General features: G+C 41.2%; 16 protein-coding genes and 1 pseudogene. 13 read left to right on the top strand and 4 right to left on the bottom strand.

Annotation, left to right across the window (positions count from 1 at the left end):
- Positions 1-136: 136 nt before the first annotated feature.
- From HMPREF1551_RS05665 to HMPREF1551_RS05615, 11 genes are all read left to right on the top strand, one after another.
- Positions 137-1,090, top strand: a complete 954-nt coding sequence (locus HMPREF1551_RS05665) for an AAA family ATPase (protein WP_021628107.1) — start codon at positions 137-139, stop codon at positions 1,088-1,090.
- 6 nt (positions 1,091-1,096) lie between these two features.
- Positions 1,097-3,622: a S8 family peptidase gene (locus HMPREF1551_RS05660; RefSeq protein ID WP_021628106.1), complete on the top strand. Its 2,526-nt coding sequence runs from the start codon at positions 1,097-1,099 to the stop codon at positions 3,620-3,622.
- A gap of 448 nt (positions 3,623-4,070) precedes the next feature.
- Positions 4,071-5,123: an ankyrin repeat domain-containing protein gene (locus HMPREF1551_RS05650; RefSeq protein WP_021628104.1), complete on the top strand. Its 1,053-nt coding sequence runs from the start codon at positions 4,071-4,073 to the stop codon at positions 5,121-5,123.
- Between the two features lie 43 nt (positions 5,124-5,166).
- The gene (locus HMPREF1551_RS13640; RefSeq protein WP_231374961.1) at positions 5,167-5,343 is read left to right on the top strand and encodes a hypothetical protein; all 177 of its coding nucleotides are present in this window, start codon (positions 5,167-5,169) and stop codon (positions 5,341-5,343) included.
- A 137-nt stretch (positions 5,344-5,480) separates the two neighbouring features.
- A complete protein-coding gene (locus tag HMPREF1551_RS05645) occupies positions 5,481-6,665 on the top strand; it encodes an AAA family ATPase (protein WP_021628102.1) in 1,185 nt (394 codons plus the stop codon).
- 2 nt (positions 6,666-6,667) lie between these two features.
- Positions 6,668-7,189: a hypothetical protein gene (locus tag HMPREF1551_RS05640; RefSeq protein ID WP_021628101.1), complete on the top strand. Its 522-nt coding sequence runs from the start codon at positions 6,668-6,670 to the stop codon at positions 7,187-7,189.
- Positions 7,190-7,201: 12 nt separating this feature from the next.
- Complete coding sequence (locus HMPREF1551_RS05635; protein WP_021628100.1) at positions 7,202-8,611, top strand: SMI1/KNR4 family protein; 1,410 nt, start codon at positions 7,202-7,204, stop codon at positions 8,609-8,611.
- A gap of 12 nt (positions 8,612-8,623) precedes the next feature.
- On the top strand, positions 8,624-9,196 hold the full coding sequence (locus tag HMPREF1551_RS05630) for a methylated-DNA--[protein]-cysteine S-methyltransferase (protein ID WP_021628099.1): 573 nt from the start codon (positions 8,624-8,626) through the stop codon (positions 9,194-9,196).
- A 34-nt stretch (positions 9,197-9,230) separates the two neighbouring features.
- A complete protein-coding gene (locus HMPREF1551_RS05625; RefSeq protein WP_021628098.1) occupies positions 9,231-9,440 on the top strand; it encodes a hypothetical protein in 210 nt (69 codons plus the stop codon).
- A 67-nt stretch (positions 9,441-9,507) separates the two neighbouring features.
- Complete coding sequence (locus HMPREF1551_RS05620; RefSeq protein WP_021628097.1) at positions 9,508-9,978, top strand: hypothetical protein; 471 nt, start codon at positions 9,508-9,510, stop codon at positions 9,976-9,978.
- A gap of 6 nt (positions 9,979-9,984) precedes the next feature.
- On the top strand, positions 9,985-10,482 hold the full coding sequence (locus HMPREF1551_RS05615; protein WP_021628096.1) for a hypothetical protein: 498 nt from the start codon (positions 9,985-9,987) through the stop codon (positions 10,480-10,482).
- A 178-nt stretch (positions 10,483-10,660) separates the two neighbouring features.
- On the opposite strand, the gene HMPREF1551_RS05610 is transcribed toward HMPREF1551_RS05615, so the two are convergent.
- From HMPREF1551_RS05610 to HMPREF1551_RS05600, 3 genes are all read right to left on the bottom strand, one after another.
- On the bottom strand, positions 10,661-12,133 hold the full coding sequence (locus tag HMPREF1551_RS05610; protein ID WP_021628094.1) for a RagB/SusD family nutrient uptake outer membrane protein: 1,473 nt from the start codon (positions 12,131-12,133) through the stop codon (positions 10,661-10,663).
- A gap of 11 nt (positions 12,134-12,144) precedes the next feature.
- Positions 12,145-15,276, bottom strand: a complete 3,132-nt coding sequence (locus HMPREF1551_RS05605; RefSeq protein WP_021628093.1) for a SusC/RagA family TonB-linked outer membrane protein — start codon at positions 15,274-15,276, stop codon at positions 12,145-12,147.
- 315 nt (positions 15,277-15,591) lie between these two features.
- Entirely contained in the window at positions 15,592-17,127 is a 1,536-nt protein-coding gene (locus HMPREF1551_RS05600; protein ID WP_021628092.1) for a hypothetical protein, read from the bottom strand.
- A gap of 211 nt (positions 17,128-17,338) precedes the next feature.
- Between HMPREF1551_RS05600 and HMPREF1551_RS05595 the strand changes: the two genes are divergently transcribed.
- Positions 17,339-17,803, top strand: a complete 465-nt coding sequence (locus HMPREF1551_RS05595; protein WP_021628090.1) for a DinB family protein — start codon at positions 17,339-17,341, stop codon at positions 17,801-17,803.
- Here the strand turns inward: HMPREF1551_RS05595 and HMPREF1551_RS05590 are convergent.
- Positions 17,800-19,056, bottom strand: a complete 1,257-nt coding sequence (locus HMPREF1551_RS05590) for a toxin-antitoxin system YwqK family antitoxin (RefSeq protein ID WP_021628089.1) — start codon at positions 19,054-19,056, stop codon at positions 17,800-17,802. The two genes, HMPREF1551_RS05595 and HMPREF1551_RS05590, sit on opposite strands and share 4 nt — an antisense overlap.
- A gap of 321 nt (positions 19,057-19,377) precedes the next feature.
- On the opposite strand from HMPREF1551_RS05590, the pseudogene HMPREF1551_RS05585 reads away from it, so the two are divergent.
- Positions 19,378-20,167 (top strand): annotated as a pseudogene (locus HMPREF1551_RS05585) (heat-shock protein Hsp70); the annotation flags it as partial.

Raw genomic sequence — 20,167 nt, 5'->3', positions numbered from 1 at the left:
GAATATTGATAATAAGTCCGTACTTTTGTATTTTGAGTTGATATTTTTGCTTTGGAGTTGTATTTGTAATAAATGGAGAACTTCAACATAATAGCTCTTAACTATTTTTAATCAAACATAAATTCGAATTAACAATATGGCAACAGCAAATCAGTTAAAAACGCTTATAAAGAGTCACTTTGAGGACAATAGTGAAAAATTTAATACTGTTGCATTACAAATTGCAGCTTATGAAGCGAAATTAGGGCATGTAATTTTAGCTAATGATATACGGAAAATTATTGATGCTGAGAAGTTTAATAAGCCTAAGTTTAGAAATATAGACCCTAGTTTACAAGGTTTACTTTTAGAAATTCATCCACAAGAGCATCTTGTAGATTTAGTTGTCGATCCACAAATTAGAAAAAGGATAGAAAGAATAATTAATGAATTTACTTATAGAGATAAGTTATTTAGACATAATCTTGAAAATAGGAGGAAAATTCTTTTTTCTGGACATCCTGGCACAGGAAAAACAATGACAGCGTCAGTAATAGCTAATGAGTTACACTTGCCAATATATGTTGTGCTAATGGACAAAATAGTAACAAAATATATGGGTGAAACGAGTGCCAAATTGCGACAGATATTTGATTATATAGAAGATGTGCCTGCTGTCTATCTTTTTGATGAGTTTGATGCTATTGGAGGACAACGTGGGAAAGATAATGAAGTAGGTGAGATGCGTCGTGTATTAAATTCATTTCTGCAATTTATTGAAAGAGATCACTCTGACAGTTTAATTATTGCCGCAACTAACAATTTAGAATTATTAGACCAAGCATTATTTAGGCGTTTCGATGATGTAATTCACTACCAACTCCCAACTGATCAGGAAAAAATACAATTACTTAAAAACCGACTTAATGGAAGTATTTCACAAAAGGATATTGATTTGATTTTACCTGAATTAACATCCTTAAGTCATGCAGAAATTAATCAAGCTTGTTTAGATGCTATAAAAGAAGCTGTAATAAATGAAGTTAAAATTTCTCCTGATTTAGTAATAAAGACCATTAGAGAAAGAAGATCAGCCTATAACTTAAAGTAGAAAACTATGAGCAAATATGAACACATTATTATTCCTCAAGGGATAAAAAGAGATATTGACTATTCTTCCATGGTTAGTGGAGGAGGGAGATCTTTTATACCTGAAAGAAACCGACAAGAACATGCAGAATATTTACAAAGGAAATTTGATGCTGCCAGAGTTGATGATACAAATGTCAAACAACAAATGGGAGCAATCTCTTTACCTGCGAGAAGTGGAATTTATCTCGAATTTGCAAGTGCTCCCACTTATGATTTAGCATCAAAAAGTTTAGAAGATCAAAAAGCTGGTATCCGATTGTTAAATATTCGACAAGTAAAAACAGAAGATGACCAGGAACAGACTTTTGCAACTATCTATATCCCTCATGGAGAGGAATATAGACTTTTAGAAAAGCTACATAAATATGCGACGGAAGAGTTACGTAATGGAAAACCTAAAAATGACAATCTTTTCCGAAGTATCGAAAATATTAATGTAGCTCTCCTGAAAGCATTATGGACTGACAGACATGAAGATTTTCCAACTGATCACAATGATTGGTATGAGGTTTGGATAAGAACTTCTGTAACAGAAAATATTGAAAATCAACATAAAAGATTTATAGATTCTCTTCGGAGTCTCAACATTCGCTTCAAAGAGGATTCAATTCTAACATTTCCAGAAAGGACTGTATTTTTAGTATATGCAAATATAGATGCTCTGACTAAATTATTGGGATGTTCAGACCAATTAGCAGAATTGCGTATGGGGCGTACACTAACAGGATTTCTATTTAATGAAAACAGAAATGAACAACGAGAATGGGTAGATGATTTACGTAGTAGACTCGAAATTAATAATGATACGGATTCTGTTGTATGTGTCTTAGATTCTGGTGTAAATAACGGACATCCTCTTTTAGAACCTATTATTCCTGAAAAAAATTGTGGATCTGTCGTTGGAGAGGGTATTGCAGATGGAAATGGTCATGGTACAAGAATGTGTGGAACAGTCATTTATGGAGATATGTCTTCTTATCTTGCCAATAATCAAAAAATACAAATCGAAAATCAGATAGGTTCAGTTAAATTGTTACCACATAGTCGTTCTAATCCAAAAGAAATATGGGGATTTTTAATAGAACAAGCAGTTGCAACATCTGAAATTATATTCCCAAAAAAAACTATTTGTTATTGTATGGCAATAACAGCTGAAGAAAGTGAAAAAGGAAAACCTACCTCTTGGTCAGGTGCTGTTGATTCTATCGCATACAACAATAATGAGAAAGGTCGTTTGTTGATAATTTCTGCTGGTAATATTGCTGAAATAAATCATTTGGATAAAGATATTATTAATGCTTATCCTAATAACCATAGTCTTCGAAAAATTCAGAATCCAGCACAAGCATGGAACGCTTTAACCATTGGAGCTTTTACAAATATAGTGGCGCCTAATAGTCCTGAGTTAGCAGGTTATGATCGTGTCGCTCCTGTTGGAGGAATTAGCCCTTTTTCACGAACTTCATATCTATGGGGTAAGACTGCATTGATAAAACCAGAAGTGATGTTTGAAGGAGGAAATTTATATAAAACTAATGACTCTTTACTTCTCTTTAGTACTCATCAAGATTTAGAATTGATGACAACAAGTAAAAACTACCAAATAAGTAGTTTTTTTGATACCATCAATGCAACAAGTGCAGCAACAGCTTTAGCTTCAAACTTTGCAGGTAGGTTGCAAGCTAAGTATCCTCATTTATGGGCAGAAAGTATTCGTGGATTAATTGTTCATTCTGCAAAATGGACGTCGGCTATGGAAGAGCAGTTCCCTGTTAGAAACGGAAATAGAGCTGATATGATACAAAGACTACGTCATTGTGGTTATGGCGTACCATCAGAAGAAAGAGCTTTTTATAGTACTGAAAATGGTTTGACCTATATCGCTCAGGAAGAAATACAGCCCTTTATTAAGGAAGGTAAAAATGCTCCTAAAATGAATAAAATGCACTTCTTTGAGCTACCTTGGCCCCGTGAGATCTTAGAACAACTTGCAGAAACAAATGTTACAATGCGGGTAACTTTATCATATTTTATTGAACCAGCCCCTGGAGAAATTGGCTGGAAAGATAAATATAGATATGCATCTTGCGGTTTGCGATTCGATGTGAATACAGAGGCTGAGGATCAGAGAGCATTTCAATTAAGAATTAATGGGGCAATTGAAGCTGAAGAAAATGAAGAACGCAGTAAAAATGATTCAAAAAGATGGCTAATAGGAGCTGATAATAGAAATAGAGGTTCAATACATTCTGATGAATTAAACCTTACTGCAGCTCAATTAGCTACTTGCAACTTGATTGCTGTTTATCCTATTGGAGGATGGTGGAAAACACGTACCAATTTGGAGAAGTATAATGAAAAATTGCGATATTCTTTGATAGTTTCTTTAGACACTCCTGCTGAAAATATAGATTTGTATAATGTCGTAAAAACAAAGATAGAGACTATGATCAAAACTCCTATTGAAGTGAAAATTCCTACAAACAATTAATATAGAAAAGGCTGCTAAGCGGTTTGCTTAGTAGCTTTTTTATAGCTCGTGCTACAACCTCTCACAACAAATTTACTCATCTTCTAATCTCTTCTTATTTTTGTAGTCAAAATATTCACTTCTGTATGAAAAAGAAATTCTCCTCTCACATAAAGGATATGCTATATGTTTTGTTGCTTCCGCTGCTTTTCATCGCTATATTACTAAGTCGCTTTTTTGATAGGATGGACGAAAAAATACATCTTCGCACTATTCTCGCTTGGATATTCTCGCCCATTACAGCCCTATATAGGGTTACGATGGGTAGTGAGAAAGATTTTTGGCAGGAGAGGTTTGTTTTATTGATAATCTGTTCATTTTTAGTAATTATTCATTTTTATACTGACTTGCTAATTAACAAATAATCCTTATCTTTGTCCCCACACATTAACCATTAACCATTAAGAAAGTGGCCAAGAAAAAGAAAACCCTACCAGCAAACTTCGACGAATTGATAGAAGCCAAAGATTTAGACGCACTTAAAGCCGTCTTCAACGAATGTGAGCTAAACGCTTATGAACGTCGTTCATTCAAGACACCTGCGCTTTCTTTTTATAAGATTCCGCTGGAGCTAATGGACTGGCTTATTGCCCAAGGAGCAGATGTCAATGCGAGAGATGAATACGAATGCACCCCATTACACTATCACGCCCAAGTAAATAATATAAAAAAAGTAGCGTTATTATTGGAAAAAGGGGCAGATATAGAGGCGCAGGACAGATACAAGAAAACCCCTCTGCTCTTTGCTGAATACCACGCTGAAGTAGCTGAGTTACTCCTTGAAAAAGGTGCTAACATCAATGCTAAAGACGATAAGGGGCATAATGTAATAGAGCGTACACTCATAACAGCAAGGGGAGGCTATTTGCCCAAAGCCCTGAAGGCTATCAAAATATATTTGAATGCAGGATTGAAGCCTACCAAATATGCCAAAGAACGGCTTACTATCATAGGAGAAGACTTTGAATTTCGCCGTGCTGATACGGATGCTGAATGGTTAGAAGAAGCAGATGCTGCCCTCCAAGAACTGTACAAACTCTTTGATGTGCCTCCTGTACCTCGCCGTATCCAGCACGATGGCAAATCGGCTATTATACTGGCAGGGGATACGTGGGAAGAACGCTATGAGCAGGCGTGGACACTTTTGGTGCCCAGTAGTGGTAGCGCAACTACCATGCAGGGAGAGGTAGTGCGTATAGCAGGCAGGGTAAACGATGAACTCCTACGCAATGCTATGGGCAACTGGGATAAGGAATACCGCAAGATGCTCACTGCCATTAGTGGTTACCTGCAACAAGGCAATCCTCTTTCAGAAAATGAACTTGCCGAAGTAGCCAATATTCAAAAGCATATTTTGGAAGACGACGGCACTGGCACCCAACGCTTATGCGAATTGGCTACCGCTTGGGTCGTACAGAATCCTCAGCCTATCGCTTTGGGGAAAGTGAATTATAAGTGTTAAAAACCTTTTAATAGCGACAAAATATATCAAACTTTTTTTGCGATTGGCAGTAAGCATTGCTATGCTTTCAGCAGTAGCTGATCGTTTTGTTTTGGCAATGTTCACCTCCGTAGGGCTAAAAGCTATCTTTGACTATTCAGTATGGAATGCTGTTGGAGCCTACCTTGCTATTAGCTGTTTGAAAGAAAAACACTGGGAGATAGACAGCGTTATAAAGTAAAGCTATAGATTTTTTTGTAGCTTTGACAAAAAACGTTCGTTTAGGCCTAAAATGAAATGATTGTTAATGGCTAATTATCTCTTGACTTTTGGATTGAAAAGTTGTATTTTTGTTCTTTAGAACAAAGCATTGATCAAATGAGCAATATTACCATACGAAACTTTGGAGCTATCAAAGAACAGAGTGCTCCTATAGAGATTAAAAAAGTAACCTTCTTCATAGGGAATCAGGGGAGCGGGAAGAGTACCGTGGCTAAGCTCATCGCTACTTTTATGTGGATAGAAAAGGCTTTAGTACGAGGTGATTATGATAAAAAATGGATTGAAAGGAAAAATAAATTTAAAAATACATTTTTACCATATCATCGTATTGAAAATTATCTGAAGGAAAATACTTTTATTCAATATGAAGGGGAAGCTTATATGATTACTTATGAGAAAGGGTTTTTAAAAATTGAGGAAAAGAAAAGCAATAATTATTCTTTACCCCAAATAATGTATGTGCCTTCAGAAAGAAATTTTATAGCTTATGTAAAAAGTCCTAAAGAGTTGAAACTATCATCAGAAGCCCTAAAAGATTTTCTTACAGAGTTTGATAATTCAAAAGGAATAGTAAAAAATCTTGAGTTGCCTATAAATAATGCTATATTAGATTATGATAAGCTAAATGATACTCTTAATCTTAAAGGGGATGATTATAAAATAAAACTGACTGAAGCTTCGAGCGGTTTTCAATCTTTTGCCCCTATTTATATGGTATCTCGTTACTTAGCAAAGTCAGTAGAAAAACAAAGTGAGATAAAGGTAGGAATGAGTGGGAATGAGAAAGATAGGTTCAGGAAGGAAGTTGAAAAAATATATAGTTCTAAAGAACTTACTGAAGAACAAAAAAACATTGCTATTTCAGTGCTTTCTAAAAAATTCAATAAAACTTCCTTTATCAATATTGTTGAAGAGCCTGAGCAAAACCTCTTCCCAACCTCGCAACGCGATATGCTCTATAGCTTGCTGAAAATCAATAACGAAATAACAGCTAACAAATTGATAATTACCACCCATAGCCCATATTTGGTCAATTACATATCAGTAGCTGTGGAAGCAGGGAACATACGAAACGAGGTAAACAAGGAACAGATAAGAAAGATCATACCACTTTCAGCACTTATAAAAAGTAATGATTTAGCTATTTATGAACTTGATGAAAAAGAAGGTATTGTGAAGTTGTTAGGTGATTATAATGGTATCCCTTCTGATGAGAATATGCTAAATCTTCAAATAGATGAAACCAATAACCTTTTTGCAGACCTTTTAGATTTAAAATAACAATGGCAACAGATTTTTTTAATAACCAATGTCAGCAAGTTTCTTCTGAAAAGATTTTTGGTTTATGTGATGAAGAGGAAACACAAAAACCTGCTTATATTGATGTAAATAATCAAGACAATTGGATTGCAGAAATAGAAAATGAAGAACAGAAAGAGGTTTACTTTATTGCTATTGATAATTGTATTGAAATTAGGCGAGATGATGACCCTACAAAAATGGAAAAACGTTGTGATGGTATGCTTGAGTATGATGGGAATAACCTTATTTTTGTAGAATTAAAAGATAGAAAGCTAAGAAATGCAAGTGATTTTCTAAAAGAAGCGGCTTTGCAACTTGTAGCGACAATAAATCACTTTAAAAAGAGCTGTAATATTGCTGATTATAATATTAAAGCAGCTTATATAGCAAACAAAAAGAAAATACATCGTAGTTATGTAGCAAGGATGGAAGAATTTCAGCAAGAAACAGGCTATACCCTCCGAATAGAAAACAGAATTAAAATCCCTTATATGACCCCCTAAAACCTCCCCCCTATGTATCAAGAACAACTCCATCGTATCCAACAAAAATTAGCCCAAGCCAAAGCCGCTGATAAAGACCTGGAAGTATTCGGTGCCAGCTCACACAAGTACCACCTCAACCCTCCTGTAACTGAGGCGAAAGTCCTTGCCTTTGAAGAGAAATATGGCGTATCCCTACCTGAGGATTACCGTGCTTTTGTACAGACCATAGGCGATGCCAATGCCCAAAAGTTAGACACTATGGCAGGGCCTTATTATGGCTTGTATGCTTTCGGTACTCAAGTGAATGACCTTGTTTATGCCCAAACAGAAACCTACCTCAAAGCCCCTTGTGCCCTCTCTCCCGATATGACCCAAGAGGAATGGGAAGCCCTCTCCAGTCCGCTATTAACGGATGAGGAAGAAGATGAGGAAGAAGATTTTGAAGATGAAGAGGATTTTGAAGATGAGGAAGAAGTGGAGACAACGGAGACAGAAGAGGAATATACCCGACAGTGTGGAAAGGTCTTTGGCGGACTGCTGCCCTTGGGAAGTCAAGGCTGTGCTTACTACCACGCTTTGGTGCTTACAGGCCCTTATGCAGGGCGCGTAGTCAATGTTAATTGGGATTTGCTACAGCCTACATTTGCTTTTGAAACCAACTTTCTGGATTGGTACGAACGCTACCTCGATGAGGTGATCTCTGGCCAACTCTTGGACGACCGACCTACTTGGTTTGGTTACCACCGGGGCGAAGCTGCTGAGTTACTTCTCACGGAATACCAGCAAACCACCGACCGCAAAACTCAAACCGACTGTCTTGACGGAGTGTATCACAAAAGACCGCCTTTGCCTGATGCCGTATTGGACAAAGTAGAAGCACTCATTGCCTTGAACAACGAAGATAGAGATTTTCTGATTGAAATACTCACCTTATCCTCCTACGAGCGCGCCCAACCTTATTTGGAAGCCTTAGTAACCGAGAAGCCCAAGGAAGTATTTCAGTATATATGGTGGTATGCTCAAGACCATTGTACCGACTGGGTGCCTGCTGTAAAGGAACTCTTGCCTACCATTACCGATGAGGAAACCTTTAATTTTGCTACCTACCTCCTTAGGGAAGGCGATGACAATTTCGAGGAAGTAATCCTTCCTTTTACTGATAATGCAAATCCTCGAATCCGTAGAACAGCCTATTATACACTGGGCAAAAGCAAGAAAAGAGAGCAATATCTTGACACTTTTATCAAAGGGCTACAAGAGAGTGATAACAAGGTGTTACACACAGTTATACAAGCACTATCTAAGGTAAAAGACAAGCGCTTGCTGCCCTATTACAAAGAGATAGCCAAGCGTTTTTCTAAAGACGAGGATTATATTCTTTCCAATCTCAAATGGGCATTAGAGCCTTTTGGTCTCACTATAGAGGAAGCAAGAAAGTGAAAAACGAAAAGCATGGAAAAGGTAAGCAGACTAACTGAAGAAAGCCTTCCTTTTGTCCCCCTTCGGGGGATCGAGGGAATCCTCCTCAAGCATATAGAAACGCCCATAGGCACTATGGTAGCCTGTGCTACGGACAAGGGGATCTGTATGTTGGAGTTTTTAGATAGAAAACTATTGGAAACTGAACTAAAAGATATTGCCCAGCGGGAGAAAACTACGGTTGAACAAGGTGAAAGCCCCTATTTTGCCCTTTTGGAACAAGAACTTAGCGAATATTTTGCGGGCAAACGTGAGGAATTTTCCATACCGCTCCACCCCATGGGAACAGACTTCCAACAGCGTGTTTGGCAAGTCTTACGAACCATTCACTATGGACAAACATGGAGTTATAAGCAGCAGGCCATAGCCTTGGGATCGCCCCAAAGTGTACGCGCTGTAGCCAATGCCAATGGGATGAACCGCATCTCCATCCTTATTCCCTGTCATCGGGTCATTGGCTCCAATGGTACCCTTACAGGTTATGGTGGAGGCTTGTGGCGGAAAAAATTTTTGCTAGAATTAGAAACAAAGGCAACGAGTCAATAGGGCAAAGGAAATTGTTTTTGATTATAAAAATACTATGGAATTAAAAGAAAAGATTGAAAAATATTTCAAAGAAGTAGATCCCGATGAACTTTATGAATTAGCACTTTCTTGTGGTTTCAAGCAAGTGGAAGAAGAGACAGGAGAGGATAAGTCGAGTCTACAACAATCTAATAGAGAGCCTATTGTGCTCCCTACTACTAATAGGGCTTCTTTTGAGAACAAAAAATTGGTGCTTCAAGAATAGCTTATATAAGCTAATATATAAAAATGTTGTTAGTACTCGTTTTTTAGGTGGCAAATTCGTTTAAGAAATGAGAAAATCATTAGAAAACCTTTTAGCCCAGCAAGGTATTGCCTTACTCAATACCCTCTCTAAAGAAGAGCGACGCGCTCGTACGGAAACTATCAAAGCGCACTATCGCGAGGCAGGTTATGACAATTTGCCTCACGAACTCGTCACTTTCCTTACCATATTCGACGACAAGGATATCAAGCGCCGCGATGGCTATATGGTTTTTATATATTCGCAAAACCTTCCTACTCGCCAAGAGATGCTATACTACGAATCGGATGCAGGTATTACCGAGCTTATTCCCTTTGGTGCTATCAATGCCGATGAAATCCTCCTTTGCATCGATAGTGTAGGCAGTGTATGGGGAGTGCTTGACCTTACCTCTTGGATACCAAGAAAGACCTACTACCATCTCTATGGGGGCGACCTCTATACTGCTATTGAGAATATGATCAAAGGAAAGGTAGAGGAAACAATTACACGACCTTAAAACACCATGAAAAATACCCTTTGGCTCTACAAAGATTCTTATCAGATAGAGATAAGAGAAAAGAAAGCACATCCACCACAAGTAATTATCTATCTCTACAAGGCAGAAGAGGAGATAAAAAGCATAGTCCTCACAGCAGAGGGGAGCGTGAGCAGTCTGTGGGAGAAAAGCACACTGTTAGACGGCGATAGACTCCTTGTCGCTTGTGGTAATGAGGTGTTCTGTATTCTCTTGCCTACATTAGAACTCCTTTGGCATACGCAGGTGGATATGGCTACTTGTTTTGAGATTGTTCCCTACCAAGATGATTATATTACCCATGGAGAGGTGGAGATATCACGACTTAATAGGCAGGGCGAAATCCTTTGGCAGTTCAGTGGTAAGGATATTTTTGTCTCGCCTACAGAGCGTACCCCCTCTTTTACCCTTACCCCCAAAGGAATAGAACTGATAGATTTCAATTACGAAAGCTACCTGATTGATTATCAAGGTAAAATCATTTGATGTTTGTCAAACAATTTTTCAGGGGTCAGTTGTAGGGGGCTACAACAAGGGCAAAGAGGCAGAAGAAGACGTCAGGGACAGCGGTATAGAGGGCGAATGCAGTAGATTATAAAATAAGCCGATGGGTCAAGGAACCTTAAATCGGCTCATTGACCCATCAGCTTATCAACTCATCAACTCATTGATTCTGTACCATATTCGGATTGGCTTCTATCTCGCCAATAGGAATCTGATACACCCAACGTCTGTCTCCTGCAGGAACATCTATGGCATAGACATGATTGCTGCCCGCTTGGGTTCTGTTAGCGCCTAATCCCCAACGCTTGAAGTCAAAGAAAGAGGTGCCCTCTCCCCAAAGCTCTATACGGCGTTGCCAACGTACTTCCTCACGCATGGAGGCTTGGTCTGTAGCCGTAGGGGTATAGGAAAGATCGCGGAAGTTCTGCATGAAATAGGTCAAGGTGTTTTGAGCACGGGAGAGCTCTCTTTTCTCTACTAAGGCCTCTATATAGAGCAGTAACGGATCTTCCAAACGTAGAAAGCAATAATCTCCTAAGAAGCGGGGGTCAGTAACATATTTTAAGTTGGCATAATTGGGCAACTGGGGGTATCTACGGGCTATTGTAGGGGCTTCCGTGCGGTTGATATAGAGGTTGCGACGTACATCGGTAGGGGCTATATGGGCATAGAGTAGGCTATAGATACTCTTGAAGGCGCCCCCTCCTGCATAGCTTATAGGGTTGGTATTGTCTATATTGGAATAGAAGGAATTCCATTGGGTGGAGGTCTCCTGAGTAATATCATACCCCCAGAGCCAAGAGGGGGAGGAGATATCCCACTTGGCTGCTTGTACCTCTGCCATGGAGGTGAAGGTGAAATAAGGGCTATTGAGTACCATACGGGTATAGGTAATCACCTTGTCCCACTGCTCAAGATGGGCATATACCTTGGCCAAGTAGGTCGCAGCGACAGCCTTATCTACATCGGTTTTAGTTTCAGTAACTACATAGCGGGCATCATCTACTACCGAAAAATCGGCTAAGAGTTGCTCGTATACGGCTGCTACCGTAGCACGAGGAAGTTTGGCATCGGTAGGGCGGAGTACCAAGGGGACTCCTAAGTCATTCTCATGTCCCTTGTAGGAGTGTTGGTAGAGATTGATCAGGTAGTAATAATAGATGCCTCTTAGGGATTTCAGTTCCGCATATTTCTGATACAGTGCCGCTTGGGAAGGTACTTCGGGGAAATATTCGGTAAGTACAGTGTTGATAGAGCTGATTTGCTTGTAGAGGAAATTCCATAAGAAAGCCGTACGAGCATATTCGGCGCGCCACATGTCAAAGTTGTAGTCGAAGCCAAACCAGCTATAGGATTGTTGTACCATATCCAGGCCTGAGAGGTCTGTAGCCAAGTGAATGGCCTTCAGTCCGAAGGTCTCTCCGCTATTGGATTGAGAGCGTATGTTATTGTTATAGATACCATTAAGCTCTACTTGGAGGAGGCTGAGCTTCGTCTCTACATTTTCCAAGAGTTCCTTTTTGCGCTCTTCAGTAAGGAAGCCATCTACTTTAGGGTCAAATTCACTTTTAGAACAAGCACTGATAAGCAGTCCTAAAAGGAATAATGGGAGGTATAGATTATTTTTCTTCATGATGTATCGGATTAAAAGTTAAGGGTAAGCCCCATAGAAACAGTACGTATAGGACTATATACGGCGGAGCTATTTACCCCTGAAAGGTTCGAACGAGGGTCTAACCCCTTGCGTTTGCTCCAAAGGTATACATTCTCTGCGGTGATATAATAGCGCAGCTTGTTCAGGTGCAGTTTTTGGCAAACCTCTTCGGGCAGGCTGTAGCCTACACTGAAGTTTCTTAGAGATAGGTAGGAAGCATCTGTTAAGAAGCGGTCGGAGGTGCTCAGTAGCTTTTGGTTGGCAAACTCCAAGCGGGGCACATCGGTATGAGGGTTTTCAGGGCTCCAGCGTGCACGCATGTCGGTATGCCATCCTCTACCCAACTGTCCGGAGTGCATAAGCCCTGCATACTGATAGTCGTAGAACTTACCACCAAGCTGATAGGCGAACTGTAGGGAGAGGTCAAAGTTGTACAGTCTAAAATTGCTACCGAAGCCTCCTTGTAGGTCAGGGATGGAGGAGCCCACGAAGGTGCGGCTGTTTTCCATTTCGTAGGCAGCACTACCTTTTACCTCATAGGCACCTGTGGCTGGGTTCTTGATATAGAATTGGGCATCTCCATTCTCTGGATTCACTCCCGCCCAGCGTACCATATAGAAGTCATAGATGCTACCTCCTTCTTTTAGGATTTGCGAACCTCCTCTGGAGACGCCTTTTTCTCTGAGTTCCTCAGGGAGCTTAGTGATGGTGTTCTTATAATGTAATCCGTTGAAAGACAAAGACCAAGAGAAGTGCTCGCGATTGATAGGATTTAGGTGGATGACAAAATCAACCCCTTTGTTTTCCATATCTGCCACATTCCTCGGTTCGCTGCCAAAGCCTGTAGAGGAGGGCAGGGGCATATTGAAGAGCAAGTTTTTGGTCTTCTTGACAAAGTAATCGGCCTCTACCGTAAGGAGGTGATTCCATAGGGTGGCTTCTATTCCAGTGTTGAAGTTGCCACTCTCTTCCCAAGTGATGTTGCGATTGCCTTTGTAGCGTGCTTGTATTCCCGCACTGTTACCATTGGAGGTTACCTCATATAGGGTCATATAAGGGACTAAGGAACGCCCTCCATCGGGCAAATAGAGTTCGTCATTCCCTTGGATTCCGTAGCTGGCTTTTAGTTTTAGGCTATTGATAAAAGTAGCTTTTTTCATAAAGTCTTCCTGACTCATTAGCCAAGAGCCGCCTACCGACCAGAATGTACCCCAACGATGTTCGGGCGCAAATACCGAAGAAGCATCACGACGTAGGCTGCTGGAGAGGAAATATTTTTGTTTGTAGTTGGCATTTATCTGTCCAAAGTATCCTTCTATGAAATAGTGAGTTGTATAGGAGTCCAAAGCGGCCAAAACCGAAGCGTTGGAGAACTCACTATTGCGAGGGTCTACAAAATTGCGCTTAGCGCCTGTCATAGCTCCCGAACGTGCCTTGTGGGACTCATGCCCCAAAAGGGCTTCGAGGTGGTAGTCCTTCCAAGTGTTTTGGTATCGAAGCAACTGGTTGAAGGTCATTACCACAACATCCGAGCGCGATTTGTTAGCATTTCCGCCATATAGCTTTCCCTCACCAGCCAAGGGGGTGACAAAGTTGTTGGATTCGTAAAAGTTGCCATATACATTCCCTGTGGTAGAGAATTGTACGTTCTTTAGCAGGGTAGCATCCAAGGACACGGATTGGTTAAGGTAAAAATCCCTTGTCAGGTCTATGTTCTCTCTTTGAGTGCTAAGGGGATTGGAGTTGTCACTATACTTGCGAGTGGCTCCATAGTCATAGCTGCTTAGCACCTGACCCGAAGCATCATGTTCGTAGATAGGGTAGATGGGCGCTATATAACGTGTCCAAGAGAAAGGATTGGAATAGCTAACCTTATTAGACCCTTGCTTTTCGGTATAGGTAAGCATGGAGTTGGAGTGTACTTTTAGCCATGGGGTGATCTCTCCTTTGTAGGAAAAACGAGTGGCATATCGGTTGAAATAGGAGTTGAGATTATAACCCTCGTCGCTTAGGTAGCCCAAAGAGAAATAATAGTTATTGATTTCTGAGCCTTTGATTAGGCTAAGATTGTGTTCCTGGCGCATACCAGGTTTGAAAAGTGCCTTTTCCCATTGGTTGAAAGTGGCGGCATCGGAGTATTTTATGTGAGCATTAGGGTTGAGCTTTCCATTGGCTAAGACAACCTCCTGGTCAGGTACATTATATATGTTGTAATCCGCTCCTACATTGGGGATTAGCTGCTGACTTGCCCAAGAGCGCGCCATCGCATCGGGTTGGTTTTGTCCAAATCGGCTTTGGTTATAGAGGGCATGCCATAGGGTCTCGTAGTACTCGGACGGATCACTCATAAGGTCATACTCTGGTACCCCGCGATAGTTGAACCCTATGCGGCTGTCATATTGTACGGAGAGCTGGCCTCGTGCACCACTCTTAGTGGTGATGATAATCACCCCATTGGCACCTCGTGCCCCATAGAGGGCTGCTGCGGATGCATCCTTGAGGATGTTGATACTCTCCACATCACTATTGTTGATGGCATTGAGACTTCCCTCATAGGGTACCCCATCCAAGATCACCAAGGGACTACTGGAGGCATTGATGGAGCCAATACCTCGTATGCGTACAGAGGCACTCGAGCCGGGTTGTCCTGAGCTGGAGGCAATCTGTACCCCAGCAACGGCACCTTCTAAGGCCTTTACCACATTGTTGGTCTGTGCTCCTTTGATGGTTTCCTCTTTGACCGTTGTCATGGAACCTGTAAAGGACTTTTTGTCGGTAGCACCATAGGCAACCGCAACTACTTCGGTACCTGTGAGCGCCACCACTTCAGCCTCCAAGGTGATGTCAATAACACCACTCTTTTCGATTGTTTTCTCTTGGGAGAGATACCCCATACTGGAGAAAACAAGAACGTCATGAGGGGCTACTTTGATTTGATAACGGCCATTGCCATCGGTGGCGACCCCTTTTGAGGTGCCTTTGACAATAATAGAAACACCGAGCATTTCCATTCCATCAGTGTCTTTCACCACTCCTTTTACAGTGAGTGATTGGGCTACAAGCCATAAGGGGCAAAGGGTAAAGAGGAAAAACAATAACCTCCAATGTTTGTTTTGCTTCATATCAGAATGTCTTTTAATAGAAAGCTGCAAATATACATCATTTTTTGAAAATACAGCAAATAAATCGAATATTTTTTCAATATATAGAAATGTATTGCTTTGTTGAATGAAAAATTGTTAATTCTGATAAAAGTCTTATTTTGTTAAGTTGCTTAAAAACAGATCTTTGGAAGTTATTTATATCGGAAGTAAATAAGAGTGTTGAAGAAAATTTAAAAAAAATAGCGTTTTTGTAGAATAAAATGAAATGTTTCGTTTATTCTGATGAGTTTAATTTATATTATACTTTAACCTCTGTAAAACAAATCATGGTTTCTACTTTTTGATGGATAGTATCTCATCTTCGTCAAATGGCTTTATGGGGATTAGGCTTTTCCGGTCAGTAGAATACTCATAAGTGTTATTTTTATCCTTGAAATAGCAATGATAAATAGTTTTTTTAGTCTTCTTGTCAGTTTTCTCTATACAAGCGATAAAGGTAAGGCTATCAAAGTCGGCCTGATGAGGGATTACTTCTGCTCCTATAAGCAGCTCATTAGGGGTAGCATAGCACACACTGAGGTCTTTCAGAGGAGCTGTTAGGGGAATCTCTTTTAGGATTCGCAAAGGGAGCCGCTTCTCTCGTTTCAGATAGGCAGCATCGCACCAATCGGTAAGCTCATAGACTACCAAGGTGTCCCTGACCAAGGCCATTTGTACGACGCTTCTCTTGTCAAAATTGCGATGATAGTTGCTGTATTTCTCTGGGGCGGTAAGGGCTTCTACCAATCGCTTTTCTATCTGGATAGGGTGAAAGCCCTTCGCATAGGCATAGTACTGCGCTCCATCATGGTATAAGTCCAGATGAATATCATAAAAATCCTTGTATTTGACAAGGTATAAGTCTTTAGGGCGTTTGATAGGGGAGAGGTCAAGGGGCGGTCTTCCGTCAAGATAATCGCTTACACGCTTGTAATACCCGCCTGATTTTTCAACCCAATCCAGTTTTTCGATATAAGTGCTACTAAGGGGGACAAGTAGCAGATTCTCTTCGCTCATAGCCTGATGGTTACCCCATAGCCATAGGCGCTCGTCCTTGAAGTCTATCAAGTATTCAGGGTAGCCACTTTCCTTCTGGGAGATGATAAAGGTACCCTCGGTGAATTTTTTCTTTAGCCCTAAGCCTCTGATATCTTGGGTGATATCCTTCCATTCGAGGAGTTGTCCATTCCAATAGCGAACCGCATAGAAGGTGTCCTCATCATAGAGCATACTGTATTCTGAGGCGAGTTTGTGGAAACGTAAGTTCTTTACATTCAGTTCTTTGAGTTTTTCTGTAGTGAGGGTCTCTCGGTCATACCAATAGACAAATTGTTCATCTCTAAGCAAGCAGCCCTTGGGGCTTTCTTCTATGATACTGGGGTGCTCAGGGAAGCCTGGTAGAAAGGTTTTGACTACCTGCTGTTCCTCAACCCTTACGTGATACCACCTGCCTTGGAGCTTAAAACAATTCTCGCCAAAGTGATCTGTAACCATAGCCGTAGGGAAGAGCGGTACGGTTGTAATCTTGTCGTCCCAACCCCAATAAACCTTGTAATAATATTGCTCATTGGCAATAAGGTTGCCAGTGGTATCGTGAGTTCCTATCATATGTGCCCCACGGCTACTAAAAGGCAGGAGTTGCTTTTTATATTTTGACAAACAGATTTTATCGCGATCACTATAGGTTTTCCGAATGATAAAAACCTTATCCCCCTCTATTTTAAGTGAATAATCCTCGTAGATATACACCACATGTCCCTGCTCAAAGGGAACCTTAGCAAGACTACTTAGAGAACAAAGCAAAAATAAAAACAGATGTATTCTTCTCATAAAAAGGAAATTATTAGGATTGGTAAGAGTAATAAGCCACACCGCGCCCCAAAAGTACGATTTTATTTTTATCTGTTTGTGTATAATTCGAGAATTTTATGTATATTTGCAAGATGTATTATCATTGCAAAAGTGAAGGATATAAAAGAGAGATCAAAAATACATAATTAGCTAATTAACAAATTGGCTAATATACTAAATTATAAAAATCATGACAAAAGCATTCGAATTACACAAAGCCATCCGTGCCCGTCTGTTGCGCTTCTTGGACGAAGCGACCCCTGAACAATTAGCACTCATACCAGAGGGCTTTCATAACAATATCCTATGGAACATAGCCCACTGTGTGGTTACCCAACAGCTGCTGTGCTATAAGCTTGCCGGAGTGCAACCCCATGTCTCAGAAGAGCTGATTGCCACTTACAAAAAGGGTACCTACCCCGATGGCCATATCCCAAGCCAAGAGGAAATCACAACCCTTCGCCAGCTGCTTACCTCCACTCACCAGCAGATTATCGAGGACTACCAAAATGGCTTGTTCAAGGCAAAAGAATACCCTGTCTATGAGACCTCTTTTGGCTATACGCTTCACAATGTAGAGGAAGCCATTCTTTTTAACAATACTCACGAGGGGATGCACATAGGAACCATTTTGGCGTTGCGCTATTTCGTCTAATCTTTCTTTAGCTCATAGCGGGTGGTCTTCGTTGGATAGCCATTTTTATAGATGACTTCCTCGGTGATTTCGCCTTTGGGGTTGTAGTACTTCCAAGTGCCTTCCTTTTGGTTGTGGAGGTACTGCCCTTCTATATAGGGGGTGCCTGAGAGGTGGTATTCTTTGTAGGTACCCTCTCGGCTTCCTTCTTGGTAGTTGATTTCCTTTTCCAAGTTTCCCTTTAGGGAGAAGTCTTGCCAAAGGCCGTCTTCATAGCCCTTTTTATAAGCTCCCTTGCGTAGAAACTGACCGCGCTCGTTATAGAAGACATACGCTCCTTCCCGCTTGTTGCCCTTGGCGAAAAAAGCCTCTTTGAGCTGTCCATTGTCATAAAAGGTTTTTTTATGGGTAGGGTAGTCACTCTCATAAACACTATCCTCTTGTAATTGCCCCAAGTCGTTATAGTACTTGTAGGGGCCATGGAGCTTGCCTCCCTTTAGGGTAGCCATCTCTCGGAGCTTACCATTCTCATAATAGCGCTCACGGACACAGGAGCCATCACCCTTATAGACTTGCTGTTCGCGCAAGGTGCCGTCGTCCAGACGGGTCTCCCATTTTCCGGTGGGGGTGCCATTCTTATAGTACTCGGTAGTATATTGGCGAATGCCACCACGGCGGTCATAGTAGGTTTCATACCATTGCTTTCCGTCCTTTTCGCCCATTTTGTAATGCTCCTCTTCTATAAGCTTGCCCTCGTCGTATACCCGGCAGAGGCCATCGGGCTTGCCTGCCTTATAGTTGCAGTCCTTGGTTACTTTCTCGTCGGAGAACTCACGGAACCTACCCTCTAAGGCACCATCCTTATAGTGGTATTCCCGATAGAGGGCACCGGAGCGCCCATACTCCCGATAGAACCCACTGAAAACACCTTGGGTGAGTTCGGCTTCCTTTTTCACCTTGCCGTTGGGGTGGTATTCCTTGCTCACCCCTGTAAGCTGCCCACTCTTATAGGTCTTCTCTCCCATGATGCGCCCTTCACGATCGTAGTATTTGGCCACCCCATGGAGCTTACCATCGACAAAAGAGGCCTCATAGTATTCACCATTGCCCTGAGCGATTTTGTAAGCGCCTGATAGGGGCGACTTATCCTCATAGAGGGAAAAGACACTCTCTTTACCGAATTTCTTTTCCTCTATATCACCCTCACTAATCAATTTCTGTCCATATCCCCCCAAGGAGTATAAGACAGCAAAAGAAAAAACAAATGCTTTCATAAACTTCTAGTTAGTGCCGCAAAGATAAGGATAATTTGACAATCAGCAAAGCATCCAAAAATCGTAGTCAAAACCCCCGATAGCAAGTTTTCTGCCAAGGTGATGAACAACTATTACGATAGCAGAAAGTAATTAACAAATCTTTTTCTCGTACAAATTCTTACTTCTCCCCCCTCTTTTCCTTGACTTCAGCCCCTCGAATGTTGTAATTTTGCAGAGTTAGTTGTTAGTGGTTAGTTTTTAGGGGTCATCATTAATCATTAACCATTAACAATTGACCATTAATTTTTCACTTTTCACTATTCATTATTCACTTTAATCATGGAAGAGGCTATAGAAATACTTTGGAGCTACGCACGCCGCGAACCCTTGGATAGCAACGGAGAGACCATCGTCCCTACCGTCAATAATAGTATTGCCGCTATCCGTATCCTCTCCCGCTTGGAAGGATGGGAGAAGGAAAGTGAAAAGAGAATAGGGAAGAGTGAAAAGCGAAGCGAAAAAAGTGAAGAACGAAAAGTAAAGCCAAGCGAATACATAGAGCTTGGGTATGTCGGTGAAAAGCAAAATACAGCTCCTCCGCAAGATAGTTTATCAGTTTTTCCCCCTTCGAGGGAAAGGGAGACACTCCTCTCCTTCACCCGTAGTACGCTCCCCACCTTTACGCCAGCCCCCTTCCACGAAGTCTATTACGACCAACTCACCCAATTTGCCTATGGGCATATCAAAAAACTCATGATCACCATGCCGCCCCAACATGGGAAAAGTGAAGGAGCTACCCGTCGTCTCCCTGCCTTTATCTTAGGCCACCAACCAGATAAGCGCATCGCAATTGTTTCTTATAATGCCATTAAGGCAAGAAAGTTCAACCGCGAACTCCAACGTATCATCGACGACGATACCTATCACAGACTGTTTCCACAAACGCTCCTCTCTGGGCAAATTTCCTCAAGTTCTAATTCCACAACCTCCAAAAGCCGCAACTACGCCCGCAATGTGGACGAATGCGAGATCGTCGGCTATCAAGGTAGCTTTAAGACCATCGGCGTAGGTGGCTCCTTGACAGGAGAGCCGGTAGATGTCTTGATTATGGATGACCTTTATAAGGATG

This window comes from Capnocytophaga sp. oral taxon 863 str. F0517, assembly GCF_000466425.1.
Classification (GTDB): domain Bacteria; phylum Bacteroidota; class Bacteroidia; order Flavobacteriales; family Flavobacteriaceae; genus Capnocytophaga.
This window is presented reverse-complemented; position numbering and strand designations above follow the sequence as displayed.